The 23,024-nt window shown below is 66.1% G+C and carries 20 protein-coding genes; 12 read left to right on the top strand and 8 right to left on the bottom strand.

Annotated elements, in window-relative coordinates; translation table 11 throughout:
* Nucleotides 1-21 precede the first annotated feature (21 nt).
* From JN531_RS09670 to JN531_RS09660, 3 genes are read right to left on the bottom strand one after another with little or no spacing between them, the layout of a single operon-like run.
* Nucleotides 22-399, bottom strand: coding sequence for a DUF423 domain-containing protein (locus JN531_RS09670; protein ID WP_228348667.1), 378 nt, complete (start codon nucleotides 397-399; stop codon nucleotides 22-24).
* 13 nt (nucleotides 400-412) lie between these two features.
* Nucleotides 413-823 carry a DUF1499 domain-containing protein gene (locus JN531_RS09665; protein ID WP_228348666.1) on the bottom strand — a complete coding sequence of 137 codons (411 nt, stop codon included), beginning with the start codon at nucleotides 821-823 and terminating at the stop codon, nucleotides 413-415.
* Nucleotides 789-1,352, bottom strand: a complete 564-nt coding sequence (locus tag JN531_RS09660; protein WP_239795286.1) for a DUF2845 domain-containing protein — start codon at nucleotides 1,350-1,352, stop codon at nucleotides 789-791. The genes JN531_RS09665 and JN531_RS09660 overlap by 35 nt, the downstream gene beginning before the upstream one ends.
* A gap of 84 nt (nucleotides 1,353-1,436) precedes the next feature.
* Between JN531_RS09660 and JN531_RS09655 the strand changes: the two genes are divergently transcribed.
* Together JN531_RS09655 and JN531_RS09650 are read left to right on the top strand one after the other, a co-directional pair.
* Complete coding sequence (locus tag JN531_RS09655) at nucleotides 1,437-3,515, top strand: protein-disulfide reductase DsbD family protein (RefSeq protein WP_228348664.1); 2,079 nt, start codon at nucleotides 1,437-1,439, stop codon at nucleotides 3,513-3,515.
* A 25-nt stretch (nucleotides 3,516-3,540) separates the two neighbouring features.
* The gene (locus JN531_RS09650) at nucleotides 3,541-4,137 is read left to right on the top strand and encodes a redoxin domain-containing protein (RefSeq protein WP_228348663.1); all 597 of its coding nucleotides are present in this window, start codon (nucleotides 3,541-3,543) and stop codon (nucleotides 4,135-4,137) included.
* Here JN531_RS09650 and JN531_RS09645 read toward each other — a convergent pair.
* A complete protein-coding gene (locus JN531_RS09645) occupies nucleotides 4,127-7,903 on the bottom strand; it encodes a PAS domain S-box protein (protein WP_228348662.1) in 3,777 nt (1,258 codons plus the stop codon). The two genes, JN531_RS09650 and JN531_RS09645, sit on opposite strands and share 11 nt — an antisense overlap.
* Before the next feature lie 150 nt (nucleotides 7,904-8,053).
* Nucleotides 8,054-8,383: an HNH endonuclease gene (locus tag JN531_RS09640; RefSeq protein WP_228348661.1), complete on the bottom strand. Its 330-nt coding sequence runs from the start codon at nucleotides 8,381-8,383 to the stop codon at nucleotides 8,054-8,056.
* A gap of 184 nt (nucleotides 8,384-8,567) precedes the next feature.
* On the opposite strand from JN531_RS09640, the gene arfB reads away from it, so the two are divergent.
* A complete protein-coding gene (arfB, locus tag JN531_RS09635; protein ID WP_228348660.1) occupies nucleotides 8,568-8,987 on the top strand; it encodes an alternative ribosome rescue aminoacyl-tRNA hydrolase ArfB in 420 nt (139 codons plus the stop codon).
* Nucleotides 8,988-9,061: 74 nt separating this feature from the next.
* On the opposite strand, the gene JN531_RS09630 is transcribed toward arfB, so the two are convergent.
* On the bottom strand, nucleotides 9,062-9,400 hold the full coding sequence (locus tag JN531_RS09630) for a BON domain-containing protein (RefSeq protein WP_228348659.1): 339 nt from the start codon (nucleotides 9,398-9,400) through the stop codon (nucleotides 9,062-9,064).
* Between the two features lie 489 nt (nucleotides 9,401-9,889).
* Nucleotides 9,890-11,101: an argininosuccinate synthase gene (locus tag JN531_RS09625; RefSeq protein WP_228348658.1), complete on the bottom strand. Its 1,212-nt coding sequence runs from the start codon at nucleotides 11,099-11,101 to the stop codon at nucleotides 9,890-9,892.
* Nucleotides 11,102-11,190: 89 nt separating this feature from the next.
* Between JN531_RS09625 and rnt the strand changes: the two genes are divergently transcribed.
* From rnt to JN531_RS09595, 6 genes are all read left to right on the top strand, one after another.
* A complete protein-coding gene (gene rnt, locus JN531_RS09620) occupies nucleotides 11,191-11,862 on the top strand; it encodes a ribonuclease T (protein ID WP_228348657.1) in 672 nt (223 codons plus the stop codon).
* Nucleotides 11,859-13,007 carry an SMP-30/gluconolactonase/LRE family protein gene (locus tag JN531_RS09615; RefSeq protein WP_228348656.1) on the top strand — a complete coding sequence of 383 codons (1,149 nt, stop codon included), beginning with the start codon at nucleotides 11,859-11,861 and terminating at the stop codon, nucleotides 13,005-13,007. The genes rnt and JN531_RS09615 overlap by 4 nt, the downstream gene beginning before the upstream one ends.
* A gap of 122 nt (nucleotides 13,008-13,129) precedes the next feature.
* Nucleotides 13,130-13,915, top strand: coding sequence for a GNAT family N-acetyltransferase (locus tag JN531_RS09610; protein WP_228348655.1), 786 nt, complete (start codon nucleotides 13,130-13,132; stop codon nucleotides 13,913-13,915).
* Nucleotides 13,916-13,919: 4 nt separating this feature from the next.
* Nucleotides 13,920-14,711, top strand: coding sequence for a lysophospholipid acyltransferase family protein (locus JN531_RS09605; protein ID WP_228348654.1), 792 nt, complete (start codon nucleotides 13,920-13,922; stop codon nucleotides 14,709-14,711).
* A gap of 51 nt (nucleotides 14,712-14,762) precedes the next feature.
* Nucleotides 14,763-15,749: a lipoyl synthase gene (gene lipA / locus JN531_RS09600; RefSeq protein ID WP_228348653.1), complete on the top strand. Its 987-nt coding sequence runs from the start codon at nucleotides 14,763-14,765 to the stop codon at nucleotides 15,747-15,749.
* Between the two features lie 3 nt (nucleotides 15,750-15,752).
* Nucleotides 15,753-16,190 (top strand): hypothetical protein, encoded by a 438-nt coding sequence (locus JN531_RS09595; RefSeq protein ID WP_228348652.1) that lies wholly within the window; start codon nucleotides 15,753-15,755, stop codon nucleotides 16,188-16,190.
* Nucleotides 16,191-16,248: 58 nt separating this feature from the next.
* On the opposite strand, the gene JN531_RS09590 is transcribed toward JN531_RS09595, so the two are convergent.
* A complete protein-coding gene (locus JN531_RS09590; RefSeq protein ID WP_228348651.1) occupies nucleotides 16,249-17,499 on the bottom strand; it encodes an OmpA family protein in 1,251 nt (416 codons plus the stop codon).
* Nucleotides 17,500-17,633: 134 nt separating this feature from the next.
* Between JN531_RS09590 and JN531_RS09585 the strand changes: the two genes are divergently transcribed.
* The 3 genes from JN531_RS09585 to JN531_RS09575 all read left to right on the top strand — a co-directional run bounded on the left by JN531_RS09585 (nucleotide 17,634) and on the right by JN531_RS09575 (nucleotide 22,992).
* Nucleotides 17,634-19,757, top strand: a complete 2,124-nt coding sequence (locus tag JN531_RS09585; RefSeq protein ID WP_228348650.1) for a prolyl oligopeptidase family serine peptidase — start codon at nucleotides 17,634-17,636, stop codon at nucleotides 19,755-19,757.
* A gap of 89 nt (nucleotides 19,758-19,846) precedes the next feature.
* Complete coding sequence (locus tag JN531_RS09580) at nucleotides 19,847-20,503, top strand: TetR/AcrR family transcriptional regulator (RefSeq protein ID WP_228348649.1); 657 nt, start codon at nucleotides 19,847-19,849, stop codon at nucleotides 20,501-20,503.
* 14 nt (nucleotides 20,504-20,517) lie between these two features.
* Nucleotides 20,518-22,992, top strand: coding sequence for an acyl-CoA dehydrogenase (locus tag JN531_RS09575; RefSeq protein ID WP_228348648.1), 2,475 nt, complete (start codon nucleotides 20,518-20,520; stop codon nucleotides 22,990-22,992).
* Nucleotides 22,993-23,024: the final 32 nt, after the last annotated feature.

The raw sequence follows: 23,024 nt of genomic DNA, 5'->3' as shown, positions 1-23,024 counted from the left end.
CAAGCTGCGCAGCCGGCACGCTCAACCGGTCTTCAGGGCCGCCCAGCTCAGACACGCCCAGCCGATGATCAGCAGGACCCCGCCGATGGGAGTGATGGCCCCGAGCCAGCGCTGGTCGCTGAGCACCAGCAGGTACAGGCTGCCCGAGAACACCAGCGTGCCGAGCGTGAAGCACCACCCGGCGGCGGACGCCGCTGCACCGGCCTGGGGCGCCTGCCGCAGCAGCAGGCCCACGGCAAGCAGTGCCAGCGCGTGGATGAGGTGATACTCGGTCGCGGTGTGCCAGTTGGCAAGACGCTCCGGTGACACCCGGGCGCGCAGCCCATGAGCGCCAAAGGCGCCGAGCATCACGCCAAGGCCACCGAGGACACTGCCGACCCACAACCAGGGGGTGTTCATCAGCGGCCCGCGGTCACGGATGCCGGGCGTCGAACTGCGCCCGGAGCTGTTCGAGGCGATTCCGGTTCACCTGAAAATCGTAGTAGCCGATGCGGCTGGCCGAGCGCATGTCGATGGTGCCCTCCGGGTGGATGACGAACTCGGCGTCGTCAACAAAACGCATCAGCGGTGTCATGAATTCGGCGTGAACATAGCCAGGCTGATCGGTGATCACGGTGGCGCGCGACTGATCACGCACCAGCGCCACCAGGATCGCCTGGGCCAGCGCCGGATCGACGGTGAACCGCAGAGGCGCGATCTGTCGGCCGGCTTCCGCCGCCGTACTCGAGACACAGTGCGGGCCACCTGCACAGCCCTGCAACGGTCCGCCATCGGGTCGCAACTGGGCGCTACCGATACCGCAGCCACTGGTCATCAGCATCATCCCCAGTACCGGCAACACGCCGGTCCAGCTCAATGGTGTCGACACGTCCATCCTCCAGGCCAATTGTCAGGGTGTACCCACTCCGCAAATACTGCCACCGCTCCAGCACCACTGGCTGCTGGGGGCCGATGTCGATCCCTCCTCCAGCTTGCGCCGGTCGCAAGACGAGCCGCTGCGACCGCTGCGCTGGCGCGCCGCAACGATACACCAGCCGGTAGGCAGACAGCCCTCGCGGCAGCGAGGTGTGGCCACAGGCCTCGGGCACGGTGCCGAGCACCCCGTAGCCGTCGGTGCGGATGGCGATGATGCGATCGTTGCGGATTCGGACCTGCCGCAACAGCTTCTGCGGGCCGAAGTCGTAGGTCCACTCGACGATCGGGGGAAGCGGCAACGGGCCGGCAATGGCCGCCGGCGCGTGATTCGGGGCACCACAGGCCGCGCGAAGACGCATCACGGTGTCGCCCTCGCGGACCACTGCCGAACCACAACGCAGACTGACCGCCGGCGCCGCGCCGGCGGTCGACATCATGAACACCGCGACAGAAAGCAGCAGTCCGCGTGGAACTCCGCCACACTTCCGGGCGTCCGAAGGCCAGATGCCTGTCATACCATCATGATCCCACGTTCCCTGCTCCACGCCGCTGTCGGCCTGCTGTCACTGCTCCCCCTGTACACATGGGCCGGCACCGCCGTGGTTGATGCGCCACACGTTCGTGCTGAGCTGATGGCCGAGGACAACGGCCTGCGCCCCGGCAGCACACAATGGGTGGGGGTGGCGCTGACACCGGCGTCGGGCTGGCACGTCTACTGGCAGAACCCCGGTGACTCCGGACTTGCCACGCGGATCGAATGGACTCTTCCGGCAGGGTTTGCCGCCGGCCCCATTCACTGGCCCTATCCGCATGCCGAGTCGCTCGGTGAGTTGACCAACTACGGCTACAGCGACACCACTCTGCACCTGGTGCCGCTGGAGGTGCCTGCTGACATCGGCGGCTCACACACCCTTCAGGCGCACGTGAAGTGGTTGGTCTGTTCCGATGTCTGCATCCCCGGCGAGGCGCGGCTGGCGCTGACCCTGGCGGTAGACCCGGCCGCCACCACCGCCACCCCAGCAGGGGCGGCATTCGCCGCAGCGCGGGCACAGCTGCCCCAGCCGTGGCCCGGCGGACCAGTGCAGTACCGGATCGCCAACGGCGACCTGTCGCTGCGACTGCCGTTGCCGCTGCCGGCCTCCGCCGAGGTCCGCTTCTTCCCGCTGGCCAATGACCTGTTGAACCATGCGGCGCCGGCCCGAGTCACGCGCGACGACGGTGCCCTGCGACTGACCCAGGCGCTGAGCCCCTATTTCGTTGAGGCGGTGGCACCGGTTGGCGGGGTCCTGGTGGTCCGGGACCGGAATCGCGACCAGGCGTTTGCGATCAGCGCCCAGCCCGGCGACGTGCCTGCTGTGATCAGCACAACCGACGCCCCGGCGTTGCCGACATCGTCCGCGGGCCCCGGGCTGGCAACCGTCTTCGCGTTCGCGCTGCTCGGTGGCCTGATCCTCAACCTGATGCCCTGCGTCTTTCCGGTGTTGTCGCTGAAAGCGCTATCCGTGCTGCGCTCGCAGGACACGCCTCCAACACGGCGGCAAGCGCATGCGCTCGCCTACACCGTTGGCGTGATCGCCAGCACGGTCGCGGTCGCCGCGCTGCTGCTGGCGTTGCGCGCGGCCGGCGAGGCCATCGGCTGGGGATTCCAGCTGCAGTCACCAGTGTTCGTCGGCGCGCTCGCCTATCTGCTGTTCGCGATGGGATTGATGTTGGTCGGCACGGTGCAGGTCGGCATCGGCATGATGGGCCTCGGCCAATCGCTGACCCAGACCTCGGGTCTGTCCGGCTCCTTCTTCACCGGCGTCTTGGCGGTGGTGGTGGCGAGCCCCTGCACCGCGCCCTTCATGGGGACCGCGCTGGGCTTCGCGATGACCCAGCCGCCCATCACCGCGCTCGCGGTGTTCGCCGCGCTCGGCCTCGGGCTCGCCAGTCCGTTCCTGCTGATCGGCTTCGCGCCCGGGCTGGCCCGCCTGCTGCCCCGGCCGGGTGCCTGGATGGAGAGCTTCAAGCAGCTGATGGCGTTCCCGCTGTTTGTCACGGCGATCTGGCTGGTGTGGGTGGCCGGCCGTCAGAGCGGCCCCTCGGCAATGGCGGTGCTGATGCTTGGCGCCACCGCCATCGCCTTTGCGCTGTGGTTGCTGGGTCGCGGGCAGCGCGGTGCGCGGGTGCTGGCGCTGCTGGCCGTCCTCGGCGCCCTCGCCTTGCTGCGGCTACCGGCGCTGTCACCGACAACCGCCGAGGCGACGCTGCCATCCCTTCACCCGACGGCGGAGCCCTACTCCGATGCCCGCTTCGAAGCGCTGCGGGCCGAGGGGCGCACGATCTTCGTCGACTTCACGGCCGATTGGTGCATCACCTGCAAGGTCAATGAACGCGTCGCCATCAATGTCGAACGGACCCGGTCCGCATTCGCGGAACATCGGGTGGCATTTCTGGTCGGAGACTGGACCCGCGCCGACCCGGCAATCACGGCCGTTCTGGAACGTCATGGCCGTTCCGGGGTGCCGCTTTATCTGGTATCACGGGCCGGTGGCGACCCCGAGGTGTTGCCACAAATTCTGACGCCCGACCTGGTGATTGACGCCATTTCGCCCCGATGACCCACCCCACCCGGAGCCCTTGCCCATGCGCTTGCCCCCTCTGCTGACCGCCGCCGCGCTCCTGTTGAGCGCCGGACTGGTTCACGCCGCCACGATCGGCGCCCCGGCCCCTGCCTTTTCGGCGATCGACAGCCACGGCGAGACGCATTCACTGTCCGATTTTGCGGGCAAGACCGTGGTGCTCGAATGGACCAACCATGGCTGCCCCTTCGTGCAGAAGCACTACCAGGGCAACATGCAGTCGCTGCAGGCGATGGCTGCCGATGGCGGCGCGGTATGGCTGTCGGTGATCTCCTCGGCGCCCGGCAAGCAGGGACATGTCAGTGGGGACGAGGCCAATGCCCTCACCACCGAACGCGATGCCGCGCCGACCGCCGTCCTGTTCGACTCCAGCGGTGAGATCGGCCGCCGCTACGACGCCAAGACCACCCCGCACATGTACGTGATCAATGCGGAGGGCATGCTGGTATATGCCGGCGGGATCGACAGCATTCCCAGTGCCGACCCGGCCGACATCGACCGCGCGGAGCCCTATTTCCGTACCGCCCTGGCGGAGACGCTGGCGGGCAAGACCGTGAGCCGCGCCAGCACCCGCCCGTACGGCTGCTCGATCAAGTATTGATCGCCGCTGCAGGGGCGCGCTGCGACGCCCCGAACAGGGCGCTGCTGGCCGCGGTCTCGATGCTGCTGAAGGCGTCGAACAAGGCGTCGGCCGGCAACCCCTTGCTGAAGTAAAAGCCTTGCAGGCTCAGACGGTCGGCGGGTAGCGCGATGCTGCCGCGCGCACCGCCACCGGTGTGATTTCGCAAGAATTCCAGTTGCCGCTGGTCTTCAACGCCTTCGGCCACGACCTGGATATCGAGTCCGCGCGCCATTGCCAGAATCGCCTGTACCACCGCGGCATCACGCGGCGAGTCCGGCGCCTTGTTGACGAAGGCACGGTCGATTTTCAAGGTGGTGATCGGGAATCGGGTGATGTAAGACAGACTCGAGTAGCCGGTGCCGAAGTCATCCACTGCCACCGCCACCCCCAGGGCACTGACCTCCTCCAAGGTCCGTTCGGCACCTTCGAGACTACCGAGCAACACCCCTTCGGTAATTTCCAGCTCCAGCTGTCGGGGCTCGAAGCCTGTTTCATCAAAGGTTTCCCTGAGCAGCGCCAGCAGCGTGCCCGGCTGGAATTGCCGCGGCGACAGGTTGACGCCCAGACGTAGGGAGACACCCAACCGCGCTTGCAAAGCCAGTACCTCACGACAGGCCTCTTTCATCACCCAGGCGCCGATCGGCACGATCAGGCCGGTGTCTTCGGCAATCGGCACGAATTCGGCCGGCGAGATCCAGCCTTGGCGAGGGTGGTGCCACCGCAGCAGGGCCTCGACCCCGGTGATGCGGCCGCTGACCATGCTGACCTGTGGCTGGTAGTGCAGCGTGAATTCCTTGCGGTCGAGCGCGCGGCGCAGGTCGCTTTCGATCTCCATGCGGCGAATCACGCTCAGTTCGAGATCGCTATCGAAATGTTGAATGCACGCGCGACCATTGTCCTTGGCTTTGTACATGGCGGCATCGGCGTTCTTCAGCAAAACACCGGCATTGGGGCCGTCAACGGGGTAGATGCAGAGACCGATGCTGGGCGTCACATTGAGTTCGTGCTGGCCGACCGTGATCGGGCGCGAGATCCGCGACAGCACCGCCTCGGCAACCCGGCGAACGCTGGGATCGTCCTTGAGATCGGGCATCAATACGACGAATTCGTCACCGCCCATGCGAGCGACCGTATCGGCCTCGCGAACACAGGTACGGAGTCGCTCGGCGACCACCTTCAGCAGTTCATCACCGACCTGGTGTCCGAGTGAATCGTTGACCCGCTTGAAGTGATCAAGGTCGATCATCATCACCCCGACATGGTCGCCGCTGCGTCGTGCGCGACGCAGTGCCTGGTCAAGACGATCGCCCAACAGGACCCGGTTGGGGAGGCCGGTGAGGGCGTCGTGATGGGCGATGTAACGGGTGTATTCCTCGCGGCGCTTGCGCTCGGTGATGTCGTGCGCCAGGCCAAGATAGCCGGTGATGCGCTCATCGCGACCGCGAATCGGTGTCAGCGTGAGGTTGACCGCCAGGGTGGTGCCATCCCGCCGCCGATATTTCCACTCGCGGCTGACGGTTTCCGGTTGCTCGGCAAGCTGCGCAAGTACCTCGAACCCCGGGTCCTGTGGCGTTGACCCCGTTCGGGATGCCGCCGCAAGATCGCGCAACTCGTCGGGATCATGAAAGATTACCGGCGTGTGTTGACCGATGAGCTGATCGCGCCGATAGCCCAACATCTGCTCGGCGGCACTGTTGACGCTGCGAATGGTGCCGTCGGGATCGGTGGCAATGATGGCCAAAGGCGCGGCCTCGACGATTGCCTCACGCAGACGATGGGCATCGGCCAGCTGTCGCTCCGTGGTCCGCTGCGCGCTGAGATCGCGGGTCAACTTGGAGTAGCCGACGAGCCGGCCCTGGTCGTCGCGAACGGTCGTCATCACGCAACTGACCCAGATCGCCTGCCCGTCGGCGCGTTGCCGCCAGCCCTCCAGATCCGACCGCCCATGCTCATATGTCTGCTGCAGCGCAGCCAGTGGAGCCCCGGCGGAACAGGCATCGGCGGTGAACAGGCAGCTATAGGACTGCCCGAGGATCTGCGCCTCGGTGTAGCCCAGCAATCGCTCCGCCCCACGGTTCCATGACACCACTTTCCCTTCAAGGTCGAGCATGAACAGGGCGTAATCCTGCGCTGCATCCATCATCAGTCGCAGCCGTTCCTCGCTGCTGCGCAGACGACTCTGCGCCAGTCGGGTTTCGGTGACATCGCGATTGACACCGACAACACTGATCGGCGTGCCGCTGGCATCCAACACCGGGATCTGCGAGGCATCGATATAGCGAAGCCCGCGCAGCGGATGCCGGATACGGAAGCTGAAGTGCGTTTCTGTGCGTTCGTCGATCCCCCGGCGCAGTGCGGCCTCGGCCTCTGCGAGGTCTTCCGGTACAACTGCGTTCTGCCAGTCTTCGAGATGCAGGGCAGCGCCCGACTGCATGCCGTAGATTTCGTACATCTGCTCGTCCCACAGCAGGGTGCTGGCATCGAGCGACCACTCCCAGACCCCGAGATCGCCCGACTGCAGCGCCAGCGCATGGCGCCGACTGAGGTCCTCCAGACGTTGACGTCCCAGACGCCGCTCGGTGATGTCCTCGATCTGGGCGATGAAATGCCGCGGCACCCCGGTGTCGGTCCGCAGCAGCGACCCGGTCAACTGGACCCAGACGATGACGCCATCTTGACGGATGTAGCGCTTTTCCATCCGGTAGGAGGTTCGGCGACCCTCCAGCAATTCCCGGACCGAGTCGAGGTCGGCATCGAGATCCTCGGGGTAGGTGATTTCCTGGAACGTCAACGCCTCCAGCGCTTCGGGTGCATAGCCAACGATCCGGCACAACGCGCTGTTGACCTCGATGAATCGGCCCTCCAGCGATACCAGGGCCATCCCGATCGGCGCCTGCTCCATGGCGGTTCGAAACTGCTCTTCACTGAACGCCAGCTGCAGCGCCATACGGCGACGTTCGGTGATGTCCTGCACCGTCCCCCGCAAGCCGATGATGGTGCCGCACTGGTCACGTACCGGTTCGCCCCGCGCGGCAATCCAGCGTGACGGCCCGCTACCATCGGGCGCCTCGAGTTCGAGGTCGTAGGGAGTGCCGTCACGCGAGGCACAGCGAATGGCCTCGTCCAGCCGGCGTACGCTTTCAGCGGTATACAGCTGATGCCGCCAGCGGATATCCGGCGTCGGGCCCTCCTGACTGCGCCCGAAAATTTGAAAGGCCTCGGGCGACCATTCCTGCTCGGCTGAGCTGAAGTCCCACCGCCAGCTTCCCAAACGGGCGAGACGGTGAGCGAGCCGCAGCTCCGCCTCCTCCTCTGCCAGTCGGGCCAGCAAGCGATCATGGGCGCGCCGCTGTGCGTCGATGTCAACGAACAGGCCGGTAAGCCCGGCCACCTCGCCCGCCTCGAACGTCGCCTCCGCAAGCACCAGCAGGATGCGCTCGATGCCGTCGGCATCGATCACACTGAGTTCCAGTTCGAATCCGACGCCGTGGGCCAGACTGTTGTCGAGCGCGTTCTGCAGCCGCTCACGGGACTCCGGCACGAACGCTGCCATGGACTGCGCCAGCGAAACCGGCTCGCTCAGGGAGTGCCCCAGCAAACGGTAGATGCCCTCCGACCAGGAGACTGTCCGGGTCTTGGCCTGCAGCGACCAGATGCCGATCCGCGCCTTGTGCTCAAAGGCACGCAGTCCGTCATCGGCACTGGGATGCACGGACAGCGTCGCGGGACTGCGGGGATCGTTCATACGGCTTGAGGCGTCGGGGAGTGGGTTGCGGCAAGGCGCGGGGGTTTCCAGGCCACACTATCGGCGGTGATCGCCACAATTCGCTCGGCGGCGTGACGAGAGGGCGGGCGGCTCTGACCAGTGGCGACCGCCCCCCGGCAACCCCGACATTCAGCCGCGGCGCGCCACCCATTGTGCCGGCGACCAGTCGCCGGGCAGGTCGTCACCCTTGGCCCGGTTGTTCTCCCATTGCATGGGCTGCAGATTGTCGAGCGCGTCGGTGCCGCCACGGGCTACCGGCTGGATATGGTCAATCTCCCAGCCGACGCCGCCCGGCCGGCAACGACCGTATTGGTCACGCACCATGATGGCGCCACAGATATCGGCACGGACGAAGGACGGGTCCATGCCGGTGAGCCGGAGCCCGCGCTGCCACACCGCCTCGACGGTGGCTGCGTCGAATGCCGTGCCTGTCATGGTGCTGCCGGGTGCGCGCCCCATCGCCCTCTCCTGGCCCCTGTGGATGACGATCCACCGCCATCGGATTGCGGTGCTCCTTAAATAAAGACGGCTGACGCGGCGGAATCCGCAGTCGACTTTAGACGTAGGCCGGCCACGCCGGTTGGCCGATGCGAACCAGACCGTTCACACTGCCCGCACTTTCACCGTGTCCGAGCCCGGCCCTGTGTCTACGTTGTCGATCACCGACGATCTCGAGATTGCCACCGACGAGGTGGTGATCACCGCGATCCGTGCCGAGGGTGCGGGCGGCCAGAACGTCAACAAACGGTCGTCCGCCGTCCACTTGCGCTTCCATATTGGCGATTCGTCGTTGCCCGAGGCGGTCAAGACCCGGTTGCTGGCGATGCGCGACCACCGCATTACCGACGTCGGCGAGATCGTGATCAAGGCACAGGAGTTCCGCAGCCAGGAACAGAACCGGGTCGCAGCGTTGGCACGCCTGACCGACCTGCTGCGTCAGGCGGCGACCGTGCGTCCGGCGCGACGCCCCACCCGGCCCACGCGGGCGTCTCGTCAACGCCGACTCGATGGCAAGGCCCATCAGGGCCGGGTCAAGCGGCTGCGCGGACGCATCGAGGACTGAGCGGCAAGACCCAAAAAAGGCCGCCGGCGCTATCGCCGGCAGCCTCCGATCACGATGATCGTTTCAACGACGCATCACTCGGCCGGCACGTCCACTTCCAGCGCATTGTGGACGTCCTTGACGCCATCCAGTCCGGACACCACTTCTTCCGCCAACGCGGCATTGGCATCGCTCTCGACGTCACCGGAGAGGGTCACGATGCCCTGGTCGGTTTCGACGCTGATGGCCAGCGCGCTGAGTTCACCATGGGCCGCCAGTGCCGCCTTGACCTTGGTGGTCAGTGCGGCGTCGGAAACGTAGGCGCCGGCCTGGTCCATTGCCGAGGGCTCGTCATGGGTTCCGGCAGCCGTCGCCATCATCGGGGATGCGGCGAGGCCGAGGACGGCGGTAAGCGCGAGGGTTTTCATTTTCATCACAGTTCTCCTGTTTCAGGTGGAGGCCCGAGGGGACGTGCCCCTCGACCGTGTGGTGACCTGAAGTCACGAACTCACCTTGACAGTGGCGCCCTGAATTGAACGTGAATCACGGCCGAGGGGCCCCGGCACCGCCGGGGATCGGCCGCAAGGCGCGTCTGCGCTGGCGGACAAGCTAGCGTTGGTCGCGCACCGCGCCGGTTCGCAGGCGCAGACCGTTCAGACGGATGAAACCTTCGGCGTCCTTCTGGTTGTGCGCAGCGTGCCCCCGGCCGAGGGGCCCCGGCACCGCCGGGGATCGGCCGCAAGGCGCGTCTGCGCTGGCGGACAACCTAGCGTTGGTCGCGCACCGCACCGGTCCGCAGGCGCAGACCGTTCAAACGGATGAAACCTTCGGCGTCCTTCTGGTTGTGCGCAGCGTGCCCCCGGCCGAGGGGCCCCGGCACCGCCGGGGATCGGCCGCAAGGCGCGTCTGCGCTGGCGGACAACCTAGCGTTGGTCGCGCACCGCGCCGGTTCGCAGGCGCAGACCGTTCAGACGGATGAAACCTTCGGCGTCCTTCTGGTTGTACGCCCCCCGATCATCCTCAAACGTCGACAGGTTGGCGTCAAACAGGGAATCCGGCGAGCGGCGTCCGAGGACCAGAACGCTGCCCTTGTAGAGCTTCAGCCGCACCTCACCATTGACCCGGGTCTGGCTGTCATCAATCGCCCGCTGCAGCATCTGCCGCTCGGGGCTGAACCAGTAGCCGTTGTAGACCAGCGTGGCATACCGCGGCATCAGCTCGTCCTTGAGATGCGCCTGTTCACGATCGAGGCACAGGCTCTCGATGGCACGATGCGCCTTGAGCAGAATCGTGCCGCCCGGGGTTTCATAGCAGCCGCGACTCTTGATCCCCACATAGCGATTTTCGACCAGGTCAAGGCGCCCGATGCCGTGCTTCGCGCCGAGCGCGTTAAGGGTGTCGAGCACGCCGAACGGGCTCAGTGCCTGGCCATTGACCGACACCGCATCACCCTGCTCGAAGCCGATGGTGATCTCCTCTGCCGTCTCGGGCGCCGCCTCGGGACTGGTGGTCCAGCGCCACACGCCTTCATCCGGGCTCCACCAGGGATCTTCCAGCCCGCCCCCTTCGTAACTGATGTGCAGGGCGTTGGCGTCCATGGAATAGGGTGACCCGCCATCCTTCTTCTTGGCGATGGGGATCCCGGCATCGGCCGCATAGGCGAGCAGCTTTTCGCGCGAGTTGAGGTCCCATTCACGCCATGGCGCAATCACTTTCACCTGCGGCCACAGGGCGATGGCCCCCAGCTCGAACCGGACCTGGTCGTTCCCCTTGCCGGTGGCGCCATGGGCGATGGCCTGGCAACCGGTCTCTCGGGCGATCTCCACCAGTCGCTTGGCGATCAGCGGTCGCGCGATGGAGGTGCCCAACAGGTACTCGCCTTCGTACACCGCATTGGCGCGGAACATGGGGAACACGAAATCGCGAACGAACTCTTCCCGAAGATCGTCGATGAAGATTTCCCTGACCCCGAACTGCTCTGCCTTGGGTCGCACGTGATCCAGTTCCTCGCCCTGCCCAATATCGGCGGTGAAGGTGACCACTTCGCATTGATAGGTGTCCTGCAGCCATTTGAGGATGACGGAGGTATCCAGCCCGCCGGAGTAGGCGAGCGCGACTTTCTTGATGGCTGACATGCGTGAGGATCCGGCGGAGAACAGGGAATTGAAGACCCGTATTATAGAGCCGCGGCTACACTAGCCCGCCAAGCCGGTATCCCCCAACGATGAACGCGCCTGCCCCAAAACCGAAGATCGGCCACCGTTTCCGGGGCTTCCTGCCCGTCGTGGTGGATGTCGAGACCGGCGGGTTCAACAGCGGAACCGACGCGCTGCTGGAGATCGCGGCGGTGATCCTCGGCATCGACGAGCAGGGGCAGCTGACGCGGGCGCAGACGGTGGCTGCGCATGTGGTGCCGTTCGAGGGCGCCAATATCGAGAAGGCGGCCCTGGAGGTCAACGGGATCAAGGTCGACAACCCGCTGCGACTGGCCATACCGGAGCGCGAGGCACTGGAGAAGATCTTCCGGCCGATCCGCCAGGCGGTCAGTGAAAACGGCTGCAAGCGGGCCATCCTCGTGGGCCACAATGCCCATTTCGACCTCGGCTTCGTCAACGCAGCAGTAGCGCGCACCGCCTACAAGCGCAATCCGTTTCACCCGTTCTCGGTCTTCGACACCGTCACCCTGGCCGGTGCTGCGCTGGGCCAGACGGTGCTGGCGCGCTCGCTGATCGCTGCCGGGCTGCCGTACGACCCGGCGGCGGCTCACAGCGCGCTGTATGACGCCGAGCAAACCGCTGATCTGTTCTGCCAGCTGGTCAATGCCCAGCGCCCACTCTACGAAGCGGCGCGCGACCGCCAGCAGCCCGACACAGTCGCGGCGGATGTGGTGCCGTGAAACGTTGGTTGACCCGCCTTGCTGCCGGGCTGTTCGTGCTCGGACTGGTGGTCATCACCGTCGTCAAGTTGCGCTACGGGGGCGGCAGCAGCTTTCCCCAGCGTGTTGCCCCTGGGCCGTTGGTCGATCCGGCGCGGCTTGAGGTGGTGGCCGAACTGCCGACACCTCCGGGCAATATCGCCGTCGCCGCCGATGGCCGACTGTTCGTCACCCTGCATCCGGAGGCACACCCGGCGTGGAGCGTGGTCGAGATCGTTGACGGCGAGATGAGACCGTTTCCGACGCTTGCCTTCCAGACCGGCGAAGGGGAGCCGCGCGCCTTCCGCGACGTTCTGTCGTTACGGGTCGATCAGCAAAATCGGCTGTGGACACTCGACAACGGCGGCCACGGCCTCAAGCCTGGCCGCCTGCTGGCCTTCAGCCTTGCCAACGGTGCCGTCGTACACGAATTCCGGTTCCCGCGGTCGCTCGCAGGTCTCGGCTCCCACCTCAACGATTTTCAGGTGTCGGCAGACGGCCGTTACGTCTTCATCGCGGACGCCAGCTTCTTTGCCCAGACGCCGGCCTTAATCGTCTATGACACCCAGCAACGACGCGCCCGGCGCCTGCTGCAGGGCCATTTTTCGGTTGCGGCCGAACAGTTCACCCCGCGAGTCCAGGGCCGGCGGATGGAGGTGCTGGGGCTGCTGAGCATTCGTCCGGGGGTCGACTCCATCGCGCTTTCGCGTGACGGCTACTGGCTCTACTTCGGCGCTGTGACCGCGCAGTCCCTGTACCGCGTCCAGGTGGCCGACCTGCTCGATATCAGCCTTTCGCCGGGCGCATTGGCGCAACGGGTACAGCGGTTCGCGCCGAAGACGGTGACGGACGGGCTCACCAGTGACCGCGACGGGCGCCTCTACCTGTCGGATCCCGAAGGCTCCCGTATCGTCGTCCTGTACCCGGATGGCCGCATGGAAACCCTGCTGCAGTCGGACCGGCTACGCTGGCCTGACGGCTTCAGCTTTGGCCCCGAAGGCGACCTCTACATCGCCTGTTCAGCGCTGCATCAGGTGCTGGGCCGCCTTCCCTGGCAGGTCAAGGCGGCGGGCCCCTTCCCGATTTTCCGGCTTCCCCTGGGGGTTGATGCCACAGCGGGGCACTGAGGCGTTCGGGTACAGGGCCCTCGCCCACGGCTTGGCGCATGTCATGCAACCGTCATGACAGCGTCATGTTGGCGTTATGGCGGCTTCATAGAGTTCGCGCCATCTTCAACCGGAGATGGGTCATGTCCGCCATCGTCGAATCACCGTTCACCGCTACGCCCCGTGCCCGCTTCGAGGTCAGCTTCGCGCAGACTGCCGCCGAGGTGCTTGAGACCCAGCGGCTGCGCTATCGCATCTTCGCCGGGGAGCTCGGCGCCCAATTGAAGGGCGACGGCATCGACTGCGACCAGTACGATCGCTTTTGTCGGCACCTGATGGTGCGCGACACCCTCAGTGGTGAGGTGATCGCCTGTACCCGCATCCTTACCGATGATCAGGCTCCGCACGCGGGTGGCTTCTATTCCTCGGGCGAATTCGATCTCGCCATGGTCGACAGTCTGCCAGGCCGGGTCATGGAGATCGGTCGGACCTGTGTCGATGCGGAATACCGAGGGGGTGCCGCCATTGCCACCCTGTGGCAGGGCATCGCCGCCTATATCACTGGTCATGGCTTCGACTATTGCTTCGGCTGCGCCAGCATCGGTCTCGAGGACGGTGGTAGCAGCGCCCACGCCATCCTCAATCAGATTCGCGGCAAGTACCTGGCGCCGGAGTACCAACGGGTACGGCCTTACATCCGCCTGCCGGCCGCTGACCACCGCCCCACCGACAAGACGCGCCTGCCACCGCTGCTCAAGGCCTATGTGTCACTGGGTGCCAAAGCCTGTGGCGAGCCGTACTGGGATCGCGACTTCAACTGCGCCGATGTCTTCATGCTGCTCGACGTGTCGGAATTGAATCCGCGCTACGCCCGCCACTTCCTCGGCCGCGAGACCACCGCCGCCGAACCGACGTCACTGGCCGCCTGAGATCATGCTCCTGCGTGCGTTTCGCCTGCCGTGGCTGCTGGCGCATCTGCTGCTGGGGTTGCTGCTCTGCGTTGTGCTCGGCATTGAAGGCGGCCGCCGACTCTCGCCCGAGCGTATCGGCCAACGCTGGGCCCGACACCTGTTGCGAATTCTGGGGATTCGTCTGCGGGTCCACGGACAGCCGTGCACCGGCGGCCACCTGGTGGTGGCCAACCATGTGTCCTGGGTTGACATCTTCGGCCTGATCGCCAGCCAGCCGACCCGCTTCGTTGCCAAATCTGAAGTGCAAACCTGGCCGGTGGCGGGCTGGCTGGCCGATGCCATCGGCACCTTCTACATTCGACGGGGCACGGGCGGGTCGCGGCCGTTGCTGGCGCGGTTGACCCCGTTTCTGCAAGGCGGCGGCACCGTTACCGTGTTTCCGGAGGGAACCACGACTCGCGGCGTCGACGTCCTGCCGTTCCACCCGCGACTGTTCTCGGCAGCCGTGGAGGCCCAACGGCCGGTGCAACCCGTCACCCTGCGATACGGATCGCCGGCGGCCGGTGCGGCGGTGGTCGCGTTCGTCGGTGATGACGAACTGGTACGGCACCTCTGGCGCCTGTTGCGGGTGCGACACCTGTGGCTCGACCTGTTCTACGAGCCGCCGCTGCACCCCGAATTGGGTCGCGACGAGCTCGCCGCCAGCGCCGAAGCGGCGATTCGCCAACGCTTGCATCCAGGTCTGGCAGAACCGCAACCGTCAGCCGAGGCGACGCCGGCAACCCGGCGAGTCCGCCGCCATCTCACTGCTTGAGCCCGGGCACGGCGGTACACTACGCGTCCGTTTGCAGTTGGTGCGCCCCGTATGTCCGAACCCACGCCGCCATCCCGCCGCCCTGCACCGCTGATCGCGGGCGAGAAGCTTCGCGGTGCCGACAAGATGGCGCGCATCCCGGTGAAGATCGAGGCCACCGTCAGCGCGCCGCGCAAACCGAACTGGATTCGCGCCAAGCTCGGCGATGCCAGCGAAGTTCAGCGGATCAAGGCCGCCCTCCGCGACAATGACCTCCACACCGTCTGTGAGGAGGCGAGCTGCCCCAACCTCGGCGAGTGTTTCAGCAAGGGCACCGCCACTTTCATGATCATGGGCGCCATCTGCACCCGTCGCTGTCCATTCTGCGACGTCGCCCACGGCCGCCCCAATCCGTTGGATGCCGACGAGCCGCTCAAGCTGGCCCGCACCATTCGTGACATGCGCCTGCGCTACGTGGTCATCACCAGCGTCGACCGCGACGACCTGCTCGACGGTGGCGCCGGCCATTTCGCTGCCTGTATCCGCGAGGCGCGGGTATTGTCGCCCTCGCTGGTGATCGAGGTGCTGGTCCCCGATTTCCGCGGCCGCATGGACCCGGCGCTGACCATCTTCCGTGATGCCCCCCCGGACGTCTTCAATCACAACCTCGAAACCGTGCCGCGCCTCTATCGCCAGGCGCGTCCCGGCTCCGACTACGACTGGAGCCTGGACCTGCTGGAGCGGTTCAAGGGGTTGCACCCTGCGGTTCCGACCAAATCGGGCCTGATGCTTGGGCTCGGCGAAGAGATCGAGGAGATCGAGCAGGTGATGCGGGACCTTCGTGCCCATGGGGTCGACATGCTGACCCTGGGCCAATACCTGCAGCCCAGTCGTCACCACCTTCCGGTCGCGCGGTTCGTTCATCCTGACGAGTTCGACCGTCTGCGTGTGATCGGCGAGAAAATGGGCTTCTCCCATGTCGCCAGCGGCCCGATGGTGCGATCCAGCTACCACGCCGACCAGCAGGCCGAGGGCGTGCTGCACACCGTGGCAGCCTGAGCCATGAGCGTGACCCATATCGAGGAAAGTCAGGTCCGCAAGTTTGCGGCCGTATATGCCGAGGCCGTGCTGACCTGGATCGACAGCCAGGAAGAGCAGTGGGTGACCTGGGACGGCCTGTCCCACCGGTTTGATTTCGTCTCGGTGGAGCGCGATGCCGATGATGCCAGCCGCCTGATCGTGCTCACCATCAACGAGCACTGGCAGCGACAGATCGGTGAGGTCGACGAACTCACCGACCCGGAGCACCGCTATTTCGACGCCGAGGCGCTTCGCAACGCCATCGAATACCAGCTGACCGAAGAGGGCATGGGCGAGCGCATCCTCAAGGGCTATCTCGAACAGCTGGCCCGACTAACGGCACAGCTCGACGCTGACTTCGACGACGATGAGGCGGAGACCGACGACGGCCTCAGCGACGAGGAACCGCCGGAAACCTGATCGGTGCCAGCCGCCGCCGACGGTCAACCCGACCCACCGGCGGCGGCATCGCGGCCGGTTAGCGTGAGGTCACGCGGAACTCCACCCGCCGGTTCTCGGCACGGCCCGCTTCCGAGGCGTTGCTGGCAACCGGATTGCCCTCGCCATACCCGTTGGCCATCAGGCGATCGCCGGCGATGCCATTGGCCATCAGGTAGGCACGCACTGCCTCCGCGCGCTTCTGCGATAGCTTGAGGTTGAAGACCTGGGTTCCCAGGGCGTCGGTGTGGCCGGCAATCTCGAGCTTGAGGGTCGGCTGTCCGCGGAGCCCTCCTGCCATGTTGAGGAGTGTGTTGCGGGCGCCCGGGGTCAGGCGATCGGATCCGAACTCGAAGTTGACGTCGGGAAATACCACCACCTGCTGCACCACACAGCCCGCGGCATCGACCCGCATGCCGCGAGGCGTATCGGGGCAACGATCAGCGGTATTGGCAACGCCGTCGCCATCGGCATCCAGCGGCGCGGCGGGCGCCGGCGTCACCATCGCGGCCACCGGCTCGGGGGGACAACCGGTACTGAGCACTGCAACCCCGACCGGGGTACCAGGGCAGGCATCACGGTCATCGGTGACACCATCACCATCACTGTCGGCCGGCAGCGGGCACCCACGACCATCGATTTCGCGTCCCAGCGGTGTGCCTTCACACTGGTCGCGGCCATCAATCACGCCGTCATCGTCGGCGTCGCCGACCGCGACTGCGGTGCTGAACGCCACTTCCACCCCCAGCGAGATCCGCGTGTCGACGTAAAAATCCTCGTCCGCCCTTGGCGGGGTGGCAAAAACCCCGATGCGGTCGTTGAAGACGCCGTAAGCACGGGTCTCGCCTCGCAGGCTGATGTTGCGGAATGGCGTGGCGACGCGCATGCCGAGGCCGAGATTGACCATCGGGAAGGTCTTGTCGAGGAACTGCGTGTCCTCATAGACGGCACCGCCGCCTCCGATCAGATAGGGATCGACACCGGCGCCGGCAAAGGGGCGCCAGCGAAGATCCAACCCGACCCCGTGGAAATAGTCGTTGACGGCGTCGCTTTCGTGATCGATGTAACTGCCGAAGCCGCTGAACTCGATATCGATGCGCGCTCGTTCCCAGTCGGTCGGGAGGGTCCAGCCGAGGGCCGCCGACCAACCTCCAGCGTCATCGAGATCGGGACGGGCATCATCAGAGAACACGTAGTGCCCCATGAGCGCGCCGTAGAAGCGGTCGCTTTCGGCCTGTGATACGCCGGCCGCCAGGCACAGCGCCAGAGCGGAAAGGTGAAGAATTCGCATACGGGTCTCCCTTTTCATTCGAATGTCCTTATGCCGCGCGAGGTACCACCCACGCACTGCCGAGTATAGTACGGGCCGATCCGCGCTCAGGATGCACACCGCACCCGGAGCGTCGTCGCCTTCCAGGAGTCCGTGTGCGCATTTGGTCCATCGCCCTGCCCCTGATGTTGAGTGTCGGCAGCGTGTCTGCGGGGCCGCCAGCGGCCCCCCGCGGCGACGCCACCGTGACGGCACCCGATGGCACCGGGATCGCGGACCCCTACCGGGCGCTGGAAGACGACAGCGATGCCACCACGGCCTGGGTGGCGGCACAGGCCACCCATAGTGAAGGCTATCTGTCGCAGCTGCCCGAGCGCGCTGCCTTGCGGACTCGCCTCGCGTCGCTCTGGCAGCAACGCCGACGCGATGTGCCGGTGGTGATCGGCGACCAATGGTTCTTCACCGAGCACGATGGCATCCGCAACCAGCCGGTCCTGCGTGTCGGACGGCTGGACACCGACGACAGTCGGGTGCTGCTCGACCCCAACCAGTGGTCAGACGATGGCACCGTTGCGCTGACCGACTGGCGCGTCTCGCCGGATGGCCGCTACCTGGCCTACGGTCGCGCTGAAGCGGGCTCCGACTGGAACACCTACGTCATTCGCGACATCCGACGCGGTGTCGACTTCCCGGGCAGGCTGTCCCGCGTGAAATTCTCCGATCTGGCCTGGGCCGCCGACAGCAGCGGCATCTTCTACTCGCGCTACCCGGACCCGCCTGCAGACGATGTCGAAGCCGACGCGTTCGATCCCCTCACGCATCAGGCGCTCCATTTTCACCAGGTCGGCACGTCAGCCGACGACGATGTTCGGGTTTACGCGCGGCCCGAGCATCCGCGCTGGGGCATCGGCGGACAGGTCAGCGAGGATGGGCGTTACCTGGTGATCAGCCTGTGGCGCGGTGCGGCCGGGGAGAACGCCGTCACGGTACTGCCCCTGAACGACGCGGAAACACCCTGGCTCGACGCCGAGCCGATCGTCCTGGTCGATCACTTCCGTGGACGCTACGACTTCATCGGCAATCTCGGCCCGGTGTTGTACTTCATTACCACCGAGGGCGCCGCCCGCGGCCGACTGCTACGGGTGCGACTGGACCGCCGCCCCTACCGGTTCGAAACACTGGTGGCCGAGGCGGCCGACACGCTGGATGCCGCCGTGTTCGCGGGCGACCGCCTGGTGCTTCGATACCTGCATGACGCCACGCATCGACTGGTCAGCATCAACCGCGACGGTGGCGACCGCCGCATGCTCGCCCTGCCGGCGCCCGGCACGGTGGCCGCCCTGCAGGGGCGGCAGGACCATCCGCGCCTGTACGTCAGTTACACCGCGTTCAACCAACCGTCCACGGTGCTGGCGGAGGATACCGGCGCGCTGACACCGCTGTGGCCGGAAAGCCTCGGATTCGATCCTGCTGACTATGTCACCCGCCAGGTTTTCTTCCGAAGCCGCGACGGTACGCGGGTCCCCATGTTCATCAGCCATCGCCGCGATCTGCCGCGCGACCGGCCGCACCCGACCCTGCTCTACGGCTATGGCGGCTTCGATATCTCGCTGACGCCCCGCTTCTCGGTCAGCAACCTGGTGTGGATGGAAACGGGTGGCGTCTATGCCGTGGCCAATCTGCGCGGTGGTGGCGAATACGGCCGCGCCTGGCACCAGGCCGGCATCCGCGCCCGCAAACAGAATGTGTTCGACGATTTCACCGCCGCCGCCGGCTACCTGATCGATCGGGGCTGGACCCGGGCGGAACAACTGGCCATCCACGGCCGCTCCAACGGCGGCCTGTTGGTCGGTGCCGTGCTCAATCAGCATCCCGACCTGTTCGCGGCTGCGGTCCCCTCGGTGGGGGTGATGGACATGCTGCGGTTCCATCGCTTCACCATTGGCTGGGCCTGGACCGGGGACTATGGCGACCCGGATGATCCCACCGACTTTGCGGTCCTGCGTCGCTATTCGCCGTATCACCGCGTTCGTCCGGGCACCCGCTACCCGCCGGTGCTGATCACCACCGCGGACCACGACGACCGCGTGGTCCCGGCCCATTCCTACAAATATGCGGCCGCCCTCCAGCACGCCCAGACCGGCCCCGCACCCATCCTGTTGCGGGTGCAGCGTCAGGCGGGGCACGGGGCCGGCACTCCCCTGTCGGCACGGATCGACGAAGCAACCGACATCCTCGCCTTTCTGCGCCATCACACCCGCGCGCCGGCGAACGACTGACCGGTTCGCCGCTCGCCAGCGGCCGGTTGGCAATTGCGAGCATCCATACGGCAGCGTATGGTGGAGCAAGCTCCGGCCACCGAATCCGCATGAAACGCTCCCCTTCCCCTACCGCCACCGAATCGCGACAGAGCCTGTCTGCCACCGACTGGGCCGATGCCGCCCTCGAAGCCATGGCGCAGGGCGGCATCGAGAGCGTGGCGGTGGAACCGTTGGCCCGTCGCCTGGGGGTCACCAAGGGCAGCTTCTACTGGCACTTCGCCAACCGCGAGGCGCTGCTGCAGGCGGCGCTAGCGCGCTGGGAGCAGCAGGAAACCGATGAAATCCTGACGCGGGTCGGCCCCGAACCAGACCCTTACGAGCGCATTGTCAAAATCTTCAAGGCGGCCAATTCCAGCTATCGGTCCGGTCGCCTGTATCTGGCGATCGCCGCCGCCGAGGACCACCCTGCCGTCGCCAACATGGTCCGCCGGGTGTCCGAGCGCCGCATCGGTTATCTGCATGACTGCTACCGCGCCCTCGGGTTTGACGATGGCAGTGCCCGCCAGTGGGCACTGTTTGCCTACGCAACCTTCATGGGCAATCTGCAGATCCGCCGCGATACGCCGGACGCCATGCCCCAAGGGCAGGCGTTCAGCGACTACCTCAAGCTGATGATCCGCACCCTCATCCCGCGCACCAGCGCCGACCGAAGCCCCCCCGATACCTCGACCCCGGTGTCCCGGTCGAGTGCCGAAACCTGCTAGATCGGAGACCTGTCATGTTCATTCTCGCCGCCGTTCTCGTCACGCTGCTGACCGTCTGGGCCCTCGCCTTCGTCGGTGCGCCCCTGCTGATCTGGACCCTGGCGGCCGGCGCCGCGCCGGTCATCCTGTTCCTGCTCGGCACCCTCGGCCCCCTGACGCTCGGACTCTGCCTCGCACTGTGGCTGCCGCTGGCGCTGCTGCTCAACCTACGGCCGCTGCGGCGCGCCGTGATCACCGCGCCGATCTTCGCGGTTTTCAAGAAGGTGCTGCCAGAGATGTCGTCGACCGAGCGCGAAGCGCTGGAGGCCGGCGACGTCTGGTGGGAGGCGGAGATGTTCCGCGGTCGCCCGAACTGGAAGCAGCTCACCGACTTCCGCTACACCGCGCTAACCGAGAAGGAGCAGGCCTTTCTCGACAATGAGTGCGAAACCCTCTGCCAACTCTGCGATGACTGGAAGATCGAGTTCGAGGACAAGGATTTGCCGCCGGAGGCCTGGCGATACATCAAGGAGAAGGGGTTCCTCGCCATGCTCATCAAGCAGGAGCATGGCGGTCTCGGCTTTTCGGCCGTGGCGCAGTCGGCGGTGGTGACCAAACTCGCGACCAAGAGCATTGCCCTCGCCGTCACCGTAATGGTGCCCAATTCGCTGGGACCCGGCGAGCTGCTGATGCACTACGGCACCGATGCGCAGAAGCGCTATTGGCTGCCGCGCCTGGTACGCGGCGATGAGATTCCCTGTTTCGGCCTGACCGGCCCGGAAGTGGGCTCCGACGCCACCGCCATGCCCGACAACGGCGTGGTCTGCTACGGCGAGCACGAGGGCAAGAAAGCGTTGGGCATCCGGCTCAATTTCTCCAAGCGCTGGATCACCCTGGCGCCGGTTGCCACCGTTGTCGGTCTGGCGTTCAAGCTGCGGGATCCTGACGGTCTCCTCGGTGATGGACAGCAGCAGGACTTCGGTATCACCTGTGCCCTGATCCCGGCAAACCATCCGGGCGTGCGGATCGGCCGTCGTCATTTTCCCGGCGCCGCGTTTCACAATGGTCCAATCTTCGGAGAGGATGTCTTCATCCCGCTCGACTGGATCATCGGCGGCCCGCAAATGGCCGGCAAGGGCTGGCGGATGCTGGTGGAGTGCCTGTCGGCTGGCCGTGGCATTTCACTGCCGGCACTCGCCACCGCCGCCGGGCAGGCGTCCTACCGCATGGTCGGCGCCTACGGCCGAATTCGCCGACAGTTCAAGGTGGCCATCGGCCAGTTCGAGGGTGTTCAGGAGGCGACCGGGCGCATTGCAGGCCTCACCTACACGCTTGAGGCGACCCGTCTGCTGACCGCCTCGGCGGTGGATCACTGCGCCCCCAGCGTGGTGACAGCAATCGCCAAGTACCACATGACCGAAATGATGCGTCGGGTGGTCAACGACAGTATGGATGTGCTCAGCGGCCGTGCCGTGCAGCAGGGCCCGCGCAACCCGCTGGCGACGGCCTACAAGGCGACGCCGATTGCCATTACGGTGGAGGGGGCCAACATCCTCACCCGCAACCTGATGATCTTTGGCCAGGGCGCCATCCGCTGCCACCCGTATGTGTTCCCGGAAATGGAAGCCGCGCGCGCCGATGACCTGGCGGCGTTCGACAAGCTGCTGTTCAGCCATGTCGGCTTCTCGATCAACCGCGCCGTCCGCGCCCTCACCCATGGTCTCAGTGGCAGCGTGCTGGCACGCGCCCCCGCCCCGGGGCCAATGGCGCACTATGGTCGTCAACTGGAACGCATGAGTGCCTCGCTGGCCTTTGTGGCCGACATGACGATGGGGTTGCTGGGCGGTGAACTGAAGCGCAAGGAACGGTTGTCAGCGCGCCTCGGCGATGTGCTCAGCCACCTCTATATGGGATCGGCGGTCATTCGCTATTACCTCGAGCACGATCAACGCGACGATGAGCTGGCCCACGCCCGCTGGGCGCTCGACAACGCGCTGGCCGAGATCGGCCATGCTTTCGAAGGCTTCTTCGACAACTTCCCGATGCGTGGTGCCGCATGGGTGATGCGGCGGGTGGTGTTTCCGCTGGGGAACCCCTACCGCCCGGTGGCCGACGCGCTCAACGCCGAAGTGGCTGATCAGCTGATGGAACCCGGTGCCCTGCGCGATCGCTTGAGCGCACTGGTGTTCCGCAACGGCGGTCCGGAGGACCCGGTGGGACGACTGGAGCGCTGCTTCGACGCCCTGACGGCCAGCGAGCCGGCCTACCTGCGGTTCTACAAGCTGGCCAGCAGCGGCGCGCTGGTGGGCGACCAGGTCAGCGAGCAGATCGATAGCGCGGTCAAGGCCGGCCACCTCAGTGCCGAGGAGGGGGAGCAGGTGCGGCACTACGACGCCCTGCGCTACGACGCCATCCTCACCGACGACTTCACCCCGGCCTACATCCAGGGCGACTTCAGTGCCCGCGATGCCGAGGTGGTGGCGATGACCCGCGAGGCGCGGGTGGCGTAGTGCGCCGGGTCCGGGGTGTGGCCTTTCGGCAC

This window comes from Flagellatimonas centrodinii (genome assembly GCF_016918765.2).
Taxonomy (GTDB): Bacteria; Pseudomonadota; Gammaproteobacteria; order Nevskiales; family Nevskiaceae; genus Polycyclovorans; species Polycyclovorans centrodinii.
Note: the sequence above shows the minus strand (reverse complement) of the source record. Positions and strands in the feature narration are given on the sequence as shown.

Coding starts and splice junctions, on each gene's coding strand:
- JN531_RS09670 (WP_228348667.1), bottom strand. CDS start 399: ATGAACACCCCCTGGTTGTGGGTCGGCAGTGTCCTCGGTGGCCTTGGC.
- JN531_RS09665 (WP_228348666.1), bottom strand. CDS start 823: ATGATGCTGATGACCAGTGGCTGCGGTATCGGTAGCGCCCAGTTGCGA.
- JN531_RS09660 (WP_239795286.1), bottom strand. CDS start 1,352: ATGATGTCGACCGCCGGCGCGGCGCCGGCGGTCAGTCTGCGTTGTGGT.
- JN531_RS09655 (WP_228348664.1), top strand. CDS start 1,437: ATGATCCCACGTTCCCTGCTCCACGCCGCTGTCGGCCTGCTGTCACTG.
- JN531_RS09650 (WP_228348663.1), top strand. CDS start 3,541: ATGCGCTTGCCCCCTCTGCTGACCGCCGCCGCGCTCCTGTTGAGCGCC.
- JN531_RS09645 (WP_228348662.1), bottom strand. CDS start 7,903: ATGAACGATCCCCGCAGTCCCGCGACGCTGTCCGTGCATCCCAGTGCC.
- JN531_RS09640 (WP_228348661.1), bottom strand. CDS start 8,383: ATGGGGCGCGCACCCGGCAGCACCATGACAGGCACGGCATTCGACGCA.
- JN531_RS09630 (WP_228348659.1), bottom strand. CDS start 9,400: ATGAAAATGAAAACCCTCGCGCTTACCGCCGTCCTCGGCCTCGCCGCA.
- JN531_RS09625 (WP_228348658.1), bottom strand. CDS start 11,101: ATGTCAGCCATCAAGAAAGTCGCGCTCGCCTACTCCGGCGGGCTGGAT.
- rnt (WP_228348657.1), top strand. CDS start 11,191: ATGAACGCGCCTGCCCCAAAACCGAAGATCGGCCACCGTTTCCGGGGC.
- JN531_RS09610 (WP_228348655.1), top strand. CDS start 13,130: ATGTCCGCCATCGTCGAATCACCGTTCACCGCTACGCCCCGTGCCCGC.
- JN531_RS09605 (WP_228348654.1), top strand. CDS start 13,920: ATGCTCCTGCGTGCGTTTCGCCTGCCGTGGCTGCTGGCGCATCTGCTG.
- lipA (WP_228348653.1), top strand. CDS start 14,763: ATGTCCGAACCCACGCCGCCATCCCGCCGCCCTGCACCGCTGATCGCG.
- JN531_RS09595 (WP_228348652.1), top strand. CDS start 15,753: ATGAGCGTGACCCATATCGAGGAAAGTCAGGTCCGCAAGTTTGCGGCC.
- JN531_RS09590 (WP_228348651.1), bottom strand. CDS start 17,499: ATGCGAATTCTTCACCTTTCCGCTCTGGCGCTGTGCCTGGCGGCCGGC.
- JN531_RS09580 (WP_228348649.1), top strand. CDS start 19,847: ATGAAACGCTCCCCTTCCCCTACCGCCACCGAATCGCGACAGAGCCTG.
- JN531_RS09575 (WP_228348648.1), top strand. CDS start 20,518: ATGTTCATTCTCGCCGCCGTTCTCGTCACGCTGCTGACCGTCTGGGCC.